Source organism: Haliscomenobacter sp. (assembly GCF_040403615.1).
GTDB lineage: Bacteria > Bacteroidota > Bacteroidia > Chitinophagales > Saprospiraceae > Haliscomenobacter.
Map to the genome: position 1 here is coordinate 43240 of NZ_JBBAKG010000015.1, position 13365 is coordinate 56604.

Annotated in this window: 13 protein-coding genes; 4 read left to right on the forward strand and 9 right to left on the reverse strand. The window is 47.0% G+C overall.

Going from position 1 to position 13365, the window contains the following annotated elements; translation table 11 throughout:
* The first annotated feature begins 78 nt into the window (after window positions 1-78).
* The gene (locus tag ABW391_RS07095) at window positions 79-243 is read left to right on the forward strand and encodes a hypothetical protein (RefSeq protein ID WP_353481147.1); all 165 of its coding nucleotides are present in this window, start codon (window positions 79-81) and stop codon (window positions 241-243) included.
* On the opposite strand, the gene ABW391_RS07100 is transcribed toward ABW391_RS07095, so the two are convergent.
* From ABW391_RS07100 to ABW391_RS07130, 7 genes are all read right to left on the reverse strand, one after another.
* A complete protein-coding gene (locus tag ABW391_RS07100) occupies window positions 240-530 on the reverse strand; it encodes a HigA family addiction module antitoxin (protein ID WP_353481148.1) in 291 nt (96 codons plus the stop codon). The two genes, ABW391_RS07095 and ABW391_RS07100, sit on opposite strands and share 4 nt — an antisense overlap.
* A 9-nt stretch (window positions 531-539) precedes the next feature.
* Window positions 540-821 (reverse strand): type II toxin-antitoxin system RelE/ParE family toxin, encoded by a 282-nt coding sequence (locus ABW391_RS07105; protein WP_353481149.1) that lies wholly within the window; start codon window positions 819-821, stop codon window positions 540-542.
* 113 nt (window positions 822-934) lie between these two features.
* Window positions 935-1321 (reverse strand): hypothetical protein, encoded by a 387-nt coding sequence (locus ABW391_RS07110; protein WP_353481150.1) that lies wholly within the window; start codon window positions 1319-1321, stop codon window positions 935-937.
* Window positions 1318-1707: a hypothetical protein gene (locus ABW391_RS07115; protein ID WP_353481151.1), complete on the reverse strand. Its 390-nt coding sequence runs from the start codon at window positions 1705-1707 to the stop codon at window positions 1318-1320. The genes ABW391_RS07110 and ABW391_RS07115 overlap by 4 nt, the downstream gene beginning before the upstream one ends.
* Window positions 1708-1741: 34 nt before the next feature.
* Window positions 1742-2815, reverse strand: a complete 1074-nt coding sequence (locus ABW391_RS07120; protein WP_353481152.1) for an endo-1,4-beta-xylanase — start codon at window positions 2813-2815, stop codon at window positions 1742-1744.
* Between the two features lie 27 nt (window positions 2816-2842).
* A complete protein-coding gene (locus ABW391_RS07125; RefSeq protein ID WP_353481153.1) occupies window positions 2843-4777 on the reverse strand; it encodes a sialate O-acetylesterase in 1935 nt (644 codons plus the stop codon).
* Window positions 4764-5813 carry a glycoside hydrolase family 43 protein gene (locus ABW391_RS07130; protein ID WP_502916315.1) on the reverse strand — a complete coding sequence of 350 codons (1050 nt, stop codon included), beginning with the start codon at window positions 5811-5813 and terminating at the stop codon, window positions 4764-4766. The genes ABW391_RS07125 and ABW391_RS07130 overlap by 14 nt, the downstream gene beginning before the upstream one ends.
* Window positions 5814-5897: 84 nt before the next feature.
* Between ABW391_RS07130 and ABW391_RS07135 the strand changes: the two genes are divergently transcribed.
* Entirely contained in the window at window positions 5898-7115 is a 1218-nt protein-coding gene (locus tag ABW391_RS07135; protein WP_353481154.1) for a vWA domain-containing protein, read from the forward strand.
* Window positions 7116-7117: 2 nt separating this feature from the next.
* Here the strand turns inward: ABW391_RS07135 and ABW391_RS07140 are convergent, their stop codons facing one another.
* Entirely contained in the window at window positions 7118-8251 is a 1134-nt protein-coding gene (locus ABW391_RS07140) for an adenylate/guanylate cyclase domain-containing protein (RefSeq protein ID WP_353481155.1), read from the reverse strand.
* A 162-nt stretch (window positions 8252-8413) separates the two neighbouring features.
* Here ABW391_RS07140 and ABW391_RS07145 point away from each other — a divergent pair, with 162 nt between their 5' ends.
* Window positions 8414-8974 carry a GNAT family N-acetyltransferase gene (locus ABW391_RS07145; protein ID WP_353481156.1) on the forward strand — a complete coding sequence of 187 codons (561 nt, stop codon included), beginning with the start codon at window positions 8414-8416 and terminating at the stop codon, window positions 8972-8974.
* A gap of 59 nt (window positions 8975-9033) precedes the next feature.
* A complete protein-coding gene (locus tag ABW391_RS07150) occupies window positions 9034-12396 on the forward strand; it encodes a hypothetical protein (protein ID WP_353481157.1) in 3363 nt (1120 codons plus the stop codon).
* A 105-nt stretch (window positions 12397-12501) separates the two neighbouring features.
* Here the strand turns inward: ABW391_RS07150 and ABW391_RS07155 are convergent, their stop codons facing one another.
* Window positions 12502-13362 carry a fumarylacetoacetate hydrolase family protein gene (locus tag ABW391_RS07155; RefSeq protein ID WP_353481158.1) on the reverse strand — a complete coding sequence of 287 codons (861 nt, stop codon included), beginning with the start codon at window positions 13360-13362 and terminating at the stop codon, window positions 12502-12504.
* Window positions 13363-13365 lie beyond the last annotated feature (3 nt).

A 13365-nucleotide genomic window follows, 5' to 3' on the forward strand; every position in this document is an offset into this window, starting at 1 on the left:
TCGATTTTGGAAAAGAATAATGCTCATTTTCTGCCAAAATCGACTTTTAAAAGCAGTTTTGGCAGAAAATAAAGGCTGATGGACCTCGTCTTGCGCAATAAAATCGCTGCATTTATTCAAAGCACCAAGACGAAAAAATCCGTATTTCTAGTGATGCTGACTACGTTTGGGTTGGTAAAAAATGAGTACGCCCGCTCGGTGGTGCAGAATGAATTGAAGATGGATGATTTGTTTGGAGGCTAAGCAACGGCCGTAGGAATAGTCAATAACTCTGCTGCCAATAAATTTCCCGATTCTTCCAGGTCGTAATCATCTTGTAGCCCCAACCAGAACTTGGCCGAAGTACCAAAATACTTACTCAAACGCAACGCAGTATCCGCAGTAATCCGCCGCTTTCTTTTCACGATTTCACTGATCCTGGTTTGGGGAATCATCAGGTCTTTGGCAAGCTTGTATTGGCTGATGGCCATAGGGATCAGAAACTCTTCGAGGAGGACTTCGCCGGGATGGATGTTGGGTAATTTTTGCATGGTGACGGGTTAATGATAGTCAATGATTTGGACTTCGAGCGCGTTGTTCTCTTCCCATTTGAAGATGATTCGCCATTGGTTGTTGATTCGAATGCTCCAGAAATCTTTCATGTCTCCTTTCAGTTTTTCCAATCTATTTCCTGGAGGTATACGCAAATCTTCAATGTCTTGGGCGCTATTGATCATTCTGAGCTTTCTTCTTGCCACAGGTTGAATGTCATGAGGAAATTTCTTAGAGTATGATCCATTCCAAATTTTCTCGGTTTCCTTGTCAGCAAAGCTTTTAATCATAGTAACGCGCTAAGTTAGTAACGTTAAAAGTAAGTAATTGGTTCGGGAGTTCAAAATTTTTCTTTGTCCAGGCTTTATCAGCAGTAATTCGCCGCTCCCTATGGAATGTTTTTTTATACAAAATCAAGTTTATATGCCGCGCTATACTGATGACTCGCTGTTTTGGAAGAGCAATGAAAGGTCAATATTTCAGGATTTTCATTAAGCGGTAACCCGACCATGACTAAATTTTCAAATTGGCATTCTATATATTCTCGGGCTGGTAATAAATAATTTCCAACTAATTTAAACTCATTGATTTTATCAATTTCAGCTTGACCATCCATCGGCCTAAAAAATTCAATTACCGATGAGCTGATTTCGACAACCCCATCTTCAAAAAAGGTTATTATTTCTTCATAAGGAGTGCAAAAAAAAATCCCACCGGCGTGTAAATCAGTGCTCGCGCGTGGGCCAGATTTGTAAGGTTTCCCAAGTTTTATTTTTTCTAATGGATTCATGGTTTGGCTTTGCTTAATTTCTCCCTCAATATAAGGCTAAAAAACACCCCCGCCAATACCAAAAACGGCAAATTCGACCCGATCATCCGCAGATTCCCAGACAGTGCTCCCGCCAGAAAAAAGATAAACACCACGGCGGACAGCAGTACTACGCCCAAAATATTTACCCAACGATTGGGCTTACGCACGATTGCCGCATACAACAGGATCAGTAAACCGACTATGGCAGACAAGATGACCGGATGGAATACCGTATTCAAGGAAAGACCTTGTACAAAAATTAATTCGTAGACGGTTTGGGCGATGAAGATAGAATGGCCATCACCCCATTCCAGATAACAAAGGAAAAAACTTAAAAAGAGCCCCAAATTGATGAGCTTTTTCATGACTGCGCAATTTGGGGCAAAAGGTAAGCGGGTCTTACCACTTGGTTACTGCAAAAAAAGCCTTCTTCGGCTGATATTTTTCATCGAAAAGAAGCGGATAATCCTTACGGCCACGGACGGGGAAGTTATCCAACCAGGTGGACTTGTCGGACAAATTCCAGAAAGTAACGCCAGTGATGACTTTGCGGTGTTTGCGGAGTACTTCAAAGAGCATTTTGTATTGAGCAACCTGTTTGGCTTCAATTTCAGGGGTATACTCTACTTTGCCAGTGAAGGCTTCCGCCCTTCGCTCATGCTCTTTGGGATGAATCGATACATCCAATTCCGTAATCTGGACTTGCAAACCCAAACCTGAAAATTTGGTAATCGAAGTCTCCAACTCCTCCGCGGTGGGTTCTGTGAGCGCCCAATGTCCCTGCAAACCTACTCCATTAATCGGTACTCCTTTTTCCTTCAATCCTTTCACCACTTGATAGATGCGCGCTCGTTTGGCGGCATTTTCGGTATTGTAATCATTGTAAAAAAGGATTGCTTTGGGATCGGCTTCGTGGGCGTACTGGAAAGCTTTTTCAATGTATTCCGGGCCAATGATCTCGTAAAATGGGGATTTGCGGTAAAGGTCGGTTCCATCACCATCGGGTACTGCTTCATTGACCACATCCCAGGCGTAAATTTTGCCTTTGTACCGACCCACGACATCGAAAATGTGTTGCTTCAGGCGCGCCAAAAGTACTTCCTTGGTCACCGTTGCACCCGTAGAATCTTTGAAAAACCAATTGGGTGTTTGAGTGTGCCAGCAAAGGGTATGGCCGCGCAGTTTGAGACCATGTTGCACTGCGAAGTCTGCAATTTTATCGGCTGGAGCCCAGTTGTAGCGCTTTTCTTCGGGGTGGATTGGCCCCATTTTCATGGCATTTTCCGGTGTCATGCTATTGAACTGCGCCAGGATCAGGGCAGATTCAGCGGCATCATCCATCATACGGGGGGCAACGGCTACCCCGATGGGGAAGTACTTTTTGTAATAATCCTTGAGCCCTTTGGTGGTTTGGGCAAAAGTGAATTGGCTCATCAAGGCCAACAAGAGTATAAGGAAAGATTTGATTTTCATGTTGATTTTAGTTTTTGAAAACTGAATTTACTCATCGGTGCGAAAAGGAGAGGCAGGCAAACCCTCTCGATTGTACAAGTTCGCATCAGCGGGGTTATCCGCCCAGGCGTATCTGACATACATGGGCTGTAATACCTGGGAATTGGAAACCAGAATCGTCTGATCGGCCTGTATTTCCGCCTTCGCCCATACGAAACGTTTGTCTGCTCCCGCAATCGCAAAGCAAGCCAATGGCTCGCCATCTTTGCTGATCATGCCCGTCCCGGTATGTTTGAAATGCAAACGGATTTTATCTCCTTCGATCTGGTAATGATCGTATTGTGGGCCAGAGTGGACGACATTTTGATCCCCATAGGCAAGGCGTTGTGCGGCCAAAGCCAGGCGTATGCCCACATCCTTTTTGTTCAGGGGGTGGATGTCGTTCCATTCGCCCAGGTCGATCGCCACTGCCAAGCCCGTATTGGGCACCGCCAGTGACTTGAACTGTGCGTCGCGCAAAACCGCCCAATTGCTTTCAGAAGGCAGGTAATTGACCTCCATAAAATTGGCCAGTTGCACCGTTATGAAGGGCAAATCCCCCTGCTTCCACTGCTTGCGCCAATCCTGGATCAAGGCAGGTAAAAGCTGGTAATACGGCCACGGGTTCCCGGCATTAGATTCTCCCTGGTACCACAAAAAACCTTTTGCTGCACAATTGATCAAAGGAGCAGCCATGGCGTTGAACAAAGCCGTGGGTTGGTTTTGCAGGTTGATACCACTGATTGGAGGAGTGGTGACTGGGGGGAAAACATCGCCCACTTTGTATTGCCAATCCCCTTTGAGGTCGATTTGCTGGCCGTTTGCGCTGAGGAAGTAAGGCTTATCGGGTACAAATCCGCCTTTGCCTTCATTGTTGATGACCCTTACAACCAAGGTGTTTTTGCCTGGTTTGAGCAAATCTGCGGGTAAATTGTACCTGCGCGGCGGATACTGGTAAGTGATGTTGCCCACGGCTTGGCCATTGACATAGGCAAAATCAGCATCAACAATGCGTCCCAGAAACAGCTTGGCCGGTACGCCACACATGGCAGCGGGTACTTCAATTTCCTTGCGGTACCAGACTACTCCATTCAATTCCTTAATACCCTGATCCTCCCAATATCCTGGTACACTGATGTTGCGCCAGTTTTTGGGTACATAGGCAGGATCAAACCATTTTACAGATTCCAGCAGCCCTTTGTCTGCACTGGGCCGAGTTACAGTGGCTAACCGCGCCTTGCGGTTGAGGGAATTGACGTAGCTGGTATCCTTGTTTTGTTGGATGGTTGCCAACAAATCGGGAAAAGCCATCAAGCCCGCTTCGCTGATCCAGGCTTCGATGGGCGTCCCACCCACACTCGCATTGATCAAGCCAATCGGTATCTGGTATTTGTCGTAAATGCTTTTGGCAAAAAAATAGGCCGTCGCTCCAAAACGCAATACGTTTTGAGGGGTAGTCACTTCCCATTTCCCACTCGGCAAGTCCGCTTGTGGTTCTTGTAGATTGGTCAGGGTCGGGATAAAAAAATTGCGGATGGCCGGGTAATTGGCTTGTTCAATCTCCAACGGATAACGCTCTTTGACCCGTTCCATGGGCAAAACCATATTCGATTGCCCGGCGCAAATCCATACGTCGCCAAAGTACACATCCCGAATTTGCAGCTCATTTTTCCCTTTGAGGTTGATCTCAAATGGACCTCCCGCTGCTTGCGGTGGTACGGTAACGCTCCAGTTTCCGGCCTGATCAGCTTTGCCACGGTAAGTTTTATCCTTGATGCGGATACTGATGTTTTCCTGTGCTGAAGCCCAGCCCCAAAATTTCAGGGTCTGGTCTCGCTGCAACACCATGCCATCGCTGATGAGGCGAGGCAAGCGAATTTGAGCCAAACCGAAAAGGCTCCAACCCAGGAAAAACAAGGTCAGCGCTAGCTTACTTGTAGGCATCGAGCGTCTGGATTGTCCCATCTGCATTGTATTTCAACTCCATCATCTTTACATTCCGCAAGTGGGTTTTGCCTGAGAGTTGCACATCGTGGTAAAACAGGTACCATTTGCCCTGGAATTCAGCAATGGAGTGGTGATTGGTCCAACCTTGTACAGGTTTTAGCACAATGCCCTGGTAAATAAATGGGCCATAAGGGTTGTCGCCGATGGCGTAGCACAAGTTGTGGGTATCGCCTGTGGAGTACGAGAAGTAGTATTTGCCATTGTACTTGTGCATCCATGCGGCTTCAAAGAAACGTTTGTCGTTATTGCTTTCGAGAAACAGGTTGCCATCTTTGTCCAGAATCTTGACCTCTTTGACTTCCTCGGTAAAACTTTTCAGGTCGGAGCTGAGTTTGGCTACGCGGGGTAGAATGGCGGTTTCGTTGCCCTTGCGCAATGCGCCTTTGGCATCGTACTGGTTTTTATTCCAACGTTGCAACTGGCCACCCCAGATGCCCCCAAAGTAGAGGTAAAAGCTGCCGTCATCGTCTTTGAACACTGTGGGATCAATGCTGTATGCACCTTTGATGGGTTCGGGTTCGGCCTTGAAAGGCCCTTCGGGTTTTTTGCTCGTGGCTACCCCGATGCGAAATACATCCTGTTTGTCTTTCACTGGAAAATACAGGTAATACATCCCATCTTTGAAGGTTGCATCTGGTGCCCAAAGCTGCCGGCCTGCCCAGGGAATGTCCTTAATGTCGAGTGCTACGCCGTGATCGGTTACTTTGCCGCCCATTTTTTTGAGCGACAAAATGTGGTAGTCACGCATGGCAAAGTGGCCACCGTCGTCGTCTTCTTTGATTGCAGCATCAATGTCGTGCGAAGGATAAATGTAGATGCGTCCTTTGAATACATGCGCCGATGGGTCTGCAGTGAAGATGTGCGAAACCAGGGGCTGAGAAACGGGTTGTTTGCCATTGCCAGATTGACTGTAGCCACTCATTGCCAGACCTAAGGCCGCGATGAGTGCAAATGTTTTTTGTTTGTTGTTCATATCCAGATAGAATTAAAAATACGGCCTGAAAATAGTGCCTTTTTCTGAATAATGTGTAGCTTGATCCGGTATAACCATCACACTATGTTTTTAAGCTTCTTCTATGCATTGCGCAAAAACGGCATTCCAGTCAGCTTGCACGAGTACCTGGCCTTGCTGGAGGCGTTGCAAAAAGAAATTGGAACATACTCCATCGACGATTTTTATGCTTTGAGCAAGGCCATTTTGGTCAAACGTGAAGCCCATCTGGATCGTTTTGACCAACTTTTCAGCCAGTTTTTTCGCAACATCGACAACCTGGCTCAAGCCCTACTGGCTACCGAGATTCCTGCGGATTGGCTGGAAAATCAGTGGATGCGCAATCTAAGTGACGAAGAAAAAGCAGCCATCGAAAAGATGGGGGGGCTGGATGCCCTGCTGGAGCGCCTGAAAGAACTCCTCGAACAACAAAAGGAACAACACCAAACAGGCAATCGCTGGATTGGCACTGGCGGAAGTTCTCCATTTGGCAATAGAGGCTACAACCCCGAAGGCATTCGGATGGGGCAAGAAGCCGCAGGCAATCGCACCGCCATCAAGGTTTGGGACGAACGTGCCTTTAAAGGCCTGGATGATCGGGTAGAACTCAATACCCGCAACATCAAACTCATCCTCAAACGTTTGCGCATCTTGACCCGCGAGGGAATTCCAACCGAGCTAGACCTTGATGGCACCATTCGCAAAACCTCCGAAAATGCGGGGATGCTGGACATTGCGCTGCACCCTTCCAAACAAAATCGGGTAAAAGTGCTGCTGCTCATGGACGTGGGTGGCTCCATGGATGATCACATCGAAATGTGCGAGCAACTATTTTCGGCAGCCAAATGGGAATTCAAGCACCTGGAGTTTTTTTACTTCCACAATTGCGTCTACGAATCGGTTTGGAAAGACAATAAACGCCGCTTCCGGGAAAAAATCCCCACGCTGGAACTGATCCACAAATTCAACAGCGATTACAAACTGGTTTTGGTGGGCGACGCAGCGATGTCGCCTTACGAAATTTTTTACAAGGGCGGCAGCGTCGAACACGCCAACGACGAACCGGGCATGACCTGGCTCAAACGCCTGAGCGATCATTTCAAACACCTGGTTTGGATCAATCCCATCCCGGATTACGAATGGGATTTTTATGAATCGGTCAATGTACTCCGCGATTGGACTGGACAACGCATGTTCCCAATGACGGTAGATGGTTTGACCAAGGCAATGAAGTGTCTGAAGAATCGGAAATTTGTGCACGAGAATAAGGCTTGGGAGGAATAATCCTAAGTCGCCGAAATTCCCCCATCTCCCACATACCGTGGCTCCATAGCCTCTTCAAATGTATATAACTCCACCAATTGCTTTTTTCCTTTGAGTTCAAAAATTCCCACCCGCTTGGGATGGTATTGCAGGGGTGGTAGATCCAATAAATCCAGCAGATTTTTGCTGATCAGCATCCGCACCCGGAATTTATTGCATACTGCCTGGATGCGGGCAGATGTATTCATGGTATCGCCAGAATAGACGATGTCTTTTTTGATGACCCCGATTTCTCCGGTGGTTACCGCACCACAATGAATTCCCGCTTTGAACTCTGGTGCAACGCCATATTTGTCCCGGTAAAAGCCCGAACGCCGCAGCATCAACTCCTGCATGCGAAAAAAACAGCGGATGCAGTTGGCGTTTTTTAACCCCCGCTTCATGTCCCAGGTAATCACAATTTCATCCCCCACGTACTGGTAAATTTCTCCAGAAGTATCCACTATCGGGATCGTGACGTCTCGGAAGAAATCATTGAGGAAATTAAAAAATTGCACGTGTCCCAATTGCTCGGCAATGGCGGTAGACCCCTTGATGTCGACAAACATAAAAACGCGTTCCTCTTCGCGCGGGCGATGGTAATGCCCCAAAAGCATTTTGATGAGTACGCCTTGACCATATTTTTCATTGACGTGCAGCGCAATCGTCGTAATGAAAGCAATGATTGACCAAAAAATAAGGATTTTGATGTAAAAAGGCCGGTCAAACAAAAAAGTACTGCGGGCAAGCACTTCGGGGTCAAGTCCATTTTCTCCGTAACGGATGCTCAGCAAAACCCCGTGAGTGAGTAGAAAAATGCCAAAATTAAGTAATGAAATTACGAAACTGGAAATCAACAAGGCAAAGCCAAACGATTTCATCGTAAAGCGATCGCGCAAGAAAAACACCAGAAAACCGCCGGAAATAATACTGGAGAAGAAAGCAGAAAGGGTGTTAAACAACACAAAACGCACCACTCCTGCGTCGTGCACAGACCAGCCTGATGAAAGAGAATACGCACCTAAAGCGTCCAAAGCTCCAAGCAGCGTCCACCAGACAATGATCCAGAACAACTGGTTAAGTTTGAGCCGAAACCTTCTGGTATACTGTTCTTTCATACAAGTTTTGCGTAGTGCGTGCAAAAATACATAATTTGCGACGCAAGAAATCTTTATTTTTACGGTTGGTCCATGCAGCCCTTGATTACAACCAGGGCTATACGTAACCAAACAATACAACAAAATGCTACCAGAAAGGTGGTTTCAAATACGTAAAAACCTATGCTTCAGCATTTGTTAACTGTTGAAACGGCACTGATTACGTCGCGTACTGTCGTGCGTCGTTTTCGTGAAAACGATGGACAAAACTACTTTAAGCTTTTTCAAGATAATCTGGATCAACTCGAAAGTCGTTTCCCGCCCATCGTCGATAACATCCCCAATCAGGATGATGTAGAATTTTTTGTTCGCCAAAAACTTGCTTCCTGGCTTACTCAAAGTGAATATTGCCTGGGCGTTTGGGACAAAGACTCGGCGGTACCCATTGGTTTGGTGCGCATTTCCAATATCAATTGGGCGCTTTCCAAAGGAGAACTGTTCTTTTTTTTGGACAAATCGCGCTACAAAAAAGGCATCATGACCGAAGTGCTGCAAAAAGTGGTTCACTTTGCTTTCTACCAACTGCAATTGAACAAGCTGACGCTCCGTACCGAAAGTGACAATTTTGCTGCCCAGCGTTTGGCGCGCAAAGTTGGTTTTTTGCGAGAAGGAGATCTGCGATCTGAATACCGCCGTGCAAGCGGAGAATGGGTTGATCTGATGATTTTCGGCCTGATTAAATAACTTTGGGCTTTTAGCGTTTTAAAACCCTAATAGTCTAGAACTCGTTATCTTAAAAGAATATGTTGCCAAATTTACCATCCGAAGCCATCGTTTTCACCATAAATTCTGCGATCCGGCTAGGCCGAAATATCCAAAAAGCCTATGCGAATAGCATTCGGGCCAAGAGTTTAGTACTGCCTTTACCGAAGTTTGACAGCACACTAGACATTCTTTCGGCAGATCGTTTCTTTCAACGAGAAGGGGAAGACAATGGCCGCCAATTTCTAGTTCAATTGGAACACCTCAACGCCTTGCACCAAAAAAGCATGAGCCAGGGCTTGATAGATGGGGAGAAAGACGAATACCTGGAATATTACAAGACTTTTTTCCGCATGGTGCGCAACGGCAATGATGAATCCAAAATTCAGGATGGCGGCATCAATACCGAAGATGTAGTCGCGTTGCTCAAAATTCGCCAATGGGAAAAAGGCAAGGCACCACAACCCTCCGCCCTGCAACTTGTGGCGGGAAGTTTGGTGGAAATTGGCATCGATTATTTCAACAATGTTCCGGGCGCCCTCAATCTCGAGTCTTCTTACGGTCGGGCATTGAAGCAGTTTCTTGATGGCTTTGACGACATTGAAATTGCTGAAAGCGACAACCTGAAAAGAACCCTGGCCAAAGATATTTTGCCGAAATTGTTCATTGGTGCTGCCGAAAGCTTGAGTGAATTGAGCAGTACGGTGGCCAACGATGAGCAATTTCAGCTATTTATCAAGGCCACGGCCAATGGCATGGCCAAAGACCTCATCGCCCGCACCGCCAAAAGTGATTCCGCAGATTACCACGATACCGTGCGTTGGGGGCAATTGTTGCTCAGTAGTTTGATCAAAAACGCCGGACATTATGTTTTTTCAGCACCTTCAACTGTATTGGGTACTCCCGAAGCCAGTTCTGCGCTAATCCAACAAACCGGATTGACCCTGTTGAACATCATTCTGGACAAGGATACCGACAACATCAGTTTGCGGCGGGTATTGACCGTCGAAGCGCTAGATCAAATTGTACGCGCTTCCTTGAGCGTATTGGCCGAATATCCTGAATTGCTCACCCATCAACGTGGAGTACAGGAAATCGTGAGTGGGGTAAGTTCAGCAGTAGCCCGTTCGGGAATTCAACGCCCAGATTTGTTGCCCGAAATTTTACGCCTCGTACTCGAGCATACCGCTGGCAACCTCTACCTGGTTTGGGAAATTGAAGAAGAAGATGCCAAGCACCTCTTGGTCAACGCAGTACAACATATTTTAAGCGTATTGGCCAAACCTTCCAGCAATGGAGCATGGCGACCCCGTTTGTCCAAAACCCAGATGATCAACCTGGTTGGGGATTTGCTCGATGATGTGGTGCAACACCCTGGCTTGGTCACTGAAAAAGTACGTCAAGACTCCTTGCTTGCCGAAGTACTCAGCATCACGTTCCAGGCATTGGACAAAGTACCCAAAGAACAGCGGCTGCGTTGGGAAGTAGTTGAAATGCTGATTCAGCTCAACCTACGGGCAGTAGTCAAAAGTAAGTCTGTACTGGAAACCATCAATTGGGGAACGGACGAAGAGAGCACCACGATTTTAAACAAAATTCTAGACCTGATCTTCGTTTCTGTTTTCGATGGCAAAACCAATTTGGGCGTTGAGCGGGTCAAACTTTTGCAAGAAATTTTTGAATACGTAATGGATGTGGTGGTTGCGGAATACCCGAATCGCCTCGGCTTGGTGGTTGTCAAAATATTGGTTTCGCCAGAAACCGGAATAGACTTTTCAGAAGGCTTCAACCGCCCCTTGGCCGATGACATCGTGGAGGCGGCACTCATTCTGTTTACCCAGCACCCCGATTTGATTGTTGATGATTTAGCCCTGCAACGCATCATTGGTGGTGTAGCGGAAGCAGTCAGCAAAGCGGGCATTCATCAACCTGGCTTGCTTTCGGAAATTGTTCGCCTGGTATTGATCAAAACCGCTGATAACATTGAGTTGCTCATTGAAGCAGACCACAATGATGGGTTGGAATACCTCTTGGTGGTTGCCCTGCGGGAAATTTTGCAATCCTTTGGTGCAGAACCGCCAATTGGTCGATGGAAACCCCGCTTCACCCCTGAGCAACTGATTCAATTGACCGAATTCCTGCTGGATGAGGTGGTACAAAACCCTGCCTGGATTACCGACAAAGTGAATCAGAACAGTTTGCTGCGCGAAGTACTGGATCTGTCTTTAAGGGCCATGCAAAAAGTACCACCTGGACAGCGACTCAATGCGCAAACCTTTGAATACCTGATTGATGTGGTTTTAAGGGGTGTATCGCGTAGCCGAAAACTCCTGGAAAAGGTTCGTTGGGCTGACAACCAAACCGAGAGTGCAATTCTGGAAAAAGTCCTGGATTTGGTACTCAATTGTGTATTCCCGCCTTCTGAGGGTGCAGCGGTAGACAAACCCAAATTACTCATCGACTTGCTTGAATTTGTCTTTGATGTGATTTTGGCCGAAAACCCCGATGCCAAAGGATTGGCCTTACTGGAATTGATTTTATCGGATGCCGCAGGGATTGATTTTTCCAAAGGATTCGACCGGGATTTGGTGGAAGATCTTTTAGAGGCGGCGCAATATGCCATCGGGCAACATCCAGAATTGGTATCTGGAAAGCCCAATTTGGCCGACATCCTGGCCGATTGCTCGGCAGCCATTCACCTCCTGAGCATGGATCATCCCAATATTGGCGCCAAGATTTTGAGCTTAATCTTGGAACACAGCGCCGATAACCTGGAAGCCGTTTTGGATACCCGCGCTGAAAACCCCAAACACTTATTGGTAGAGGCGCTTCAGCAAATTGTGTTGGCCATTTCCGCAGAGCGCAGCAATGGCCGGTGGTCTAGAGTGATCACCGAAGAGCAAATGCTGGAATTGATTGAATTTGTGCAGGAGCAGTCCATTCCGATGCCTGAATTGCTCAAAGATGATTATGTGTTTCGGGTTCTTGATTGTATTCTGATGGCAATGGATCAAAAGTCGCCACAATGGCGTCCACCTTTTGCACTCCTGCAAATTTTGATGGAAAATCTGCTGCTTATCGCCAAGGAACACCGGGAGTTGCTCAAAAAGGCCAACCTGCCTGATCGGGTTGATCAACCCATTGTTCTCACTTATTTGGTTGAAAAACTCTTGGAATTGCTTTTCCGTCAGGATAAAAATACCCATCGCATTATTACTCAATTGCCCGCACTTGATGTTGTGGTAGACTTCTTCCTGACTACCCTCGAAGAGTGGGACATCAATGAACACGCAGTGGACAAAGCCGCTGGCAAATTACAATACCAACTGGATCGTTTCACACTGGGAGATATTTCCCTGGAGGATTTGTTGGACGAATTGGGTACCGACGAAGATTTCCTGTAGGGGCAACCCTGTGTGGTTGCACATGCAACCCAATCTGGTTGCACCGTGTTGGTCCTCCATGTGGTTGCACCACATGGAGGACTGGATGCCCACACAGGGGCATCCCTACGAGGGTTTCCATGCTTGGGCGACCTGTTTTTGTACCCCCAATCCATCAATACCCAATTCGATTACATCACCTGGTTTCAGGTAGCGGGGTGGTTTGAAACCCAATCCAACCCCAAACGGGGTTCCTGTTGAAATCACATCACCAGGCAACAGGGTCATAAACTGACTCAGGTAGTGAATCAAATGAGGGATTTTGAATACCAAATCATCGGTATTAGAATCTTGCACCATTTCGCTGTTTACAGATAACCAGAGTCGCAAATTGTGGGGATCAGTTATCTCATCGGGAGTTGCCAAAAACGGACCTAATGGTGCAAAAGTATCCGCGCTTTTTCCTTTGACCCATTGGCCTGAGCGCTCCAATTGGAATTCCCGCTCCGAATAGTCATTGTGCAATACATACCCTGCAACATATTCCATTGCTTCGGCTTCCTCTATATAGCTGGCTTTTTTACCAATGACTACAGCCAATTCGACTTCCCAGTCGGTTTTGATCGAATTTTTGGGAATGATCAGGTTGTCATATGGGCCGCAAATGGCGGTAGTGGCTTTAAAGAAAACCACTGGCTCCTCGGGAAGAGCCATGCCGGATTCTGCGGCGTGCTTGGCATAATTTAGTCCAATGCAAATGAGTTTGGAGGGTCGGCCAATGCAGGCTCCGAGTCGCTCTAAAGGATCGATTGCTGCGCAAGTAGCGGCATTTGCAGTCACCCAAGCTGACAATTCCTTGATTTTGCCACTGGCAAAAAATTGTTCATCAAAATCGGTTGTGAAAGCAGAAACATCGATGCGGCGACCATCGGGAAGCTGGACTCCCGGTTTTTCGGCTTCAGGTGCGCCGTAGCGGATTAATTTCATGGT

What these genes read in the sequence shown, in the direction of transcription:
- ABW391_RS07145 (WP_353481156.1), top strand. Translation starts at nt 8,414, where the DNA reads ATGCTTCAGCATTTGTTAACTGTTGAAACGGCACTGATTACGTCGCGT.
- ABW391_RS07150 (WP_353481157.1), top strand. Translation starts at nt 9,034, where the DNA reads ATGTTGCCAAATTTACCATCCGAAGCCATCGTTTTCACCATAAATTCT.
- ABW391_RS07155 (WP_353481158.1), bottom strand. Translation starts at nt 13,362, where the DNA reads ATGAAATTAATCCGCTACGGCGCACCTGAAGCCGAAAAACCGGGAGTC.
- ABW391_RS07135 (WP_353481154.1), top strand. Translation starts at nt 5,898, where the DNA reads ATGTTTTTAAGCTTCTTCTATGCATTGCGCAAAAACGGCATTCCAGTC.
- ABW391_RS07095 (WP_353481147.1), top strand. Translation starts at nt 79, where the DNA reads ATGGACCTCGTCTTGCGCAATAAAATCGCTGCATTTATTCAAAGCACC.
- ABW391_RS07105 (WP_353481149.1), bottom strand. Translation starts at nt 821, where the DNA reads ATGATTAAAAGCTTTGCTGACAAGGAAACCGAGAAAATTTGGAATGGA.
- ABW391_RS07125 (WP_353481153.1), bottom strand. Translation starts at nt 4,777, where the DNA reads ATGCCTACAAGTAAGCTAGCGCTGACCTTGTTTTTCCTGGGTTGGAGC.
- ABW391_RS07130 (WP_502916315.1), bottom strand. Translation starts at nt 5,813, where the DNA reads ATGAACAACAAACAAAAAACATTTGCACTCATCGCGGCCTTAGGTCTG.
- ABW391_RS07140 (WP_353481155.1), bottom strand. Translation starts at nt 8,251, where the DNA reads ATGAAAGAACAGTATACCAGAAGGTTTCGGCTCAAACTTAACCAGTTG.
- ABW391_RS07115 (WP_353481151.1), bottom strand. Translation starts at nt 1,707, where the DNA reads ATGAAAAAGCTCATCAATTTGGGGCTCTTTTTAAGTTTTTTCCTTTGT.
- ABW391_RS07120 (WP_353481152.1), bottom strand. Translation starts at nt 2,815, where the DNA reads ATGAAAATCAAATCTTTCCTTATACTCTTGTTGGCCTTGATGAGCCAA.
- ABW391_RS07110 (WP_353481150.1), bottom strand. Translation starts at nt 1,321, where the DNA reads ATGAATCCATTAGAAAAAATAAAACTTGGGAAACCTTACAAATCTGGC.
- ABW391_RS07100 (WP_353481148.1), bottom strand. Translation starts at nt 530, where the DNA reads ATGCAAAAATTACCCAACATCCATCCCGGCGAAGTCCTCCTCGAAGAG.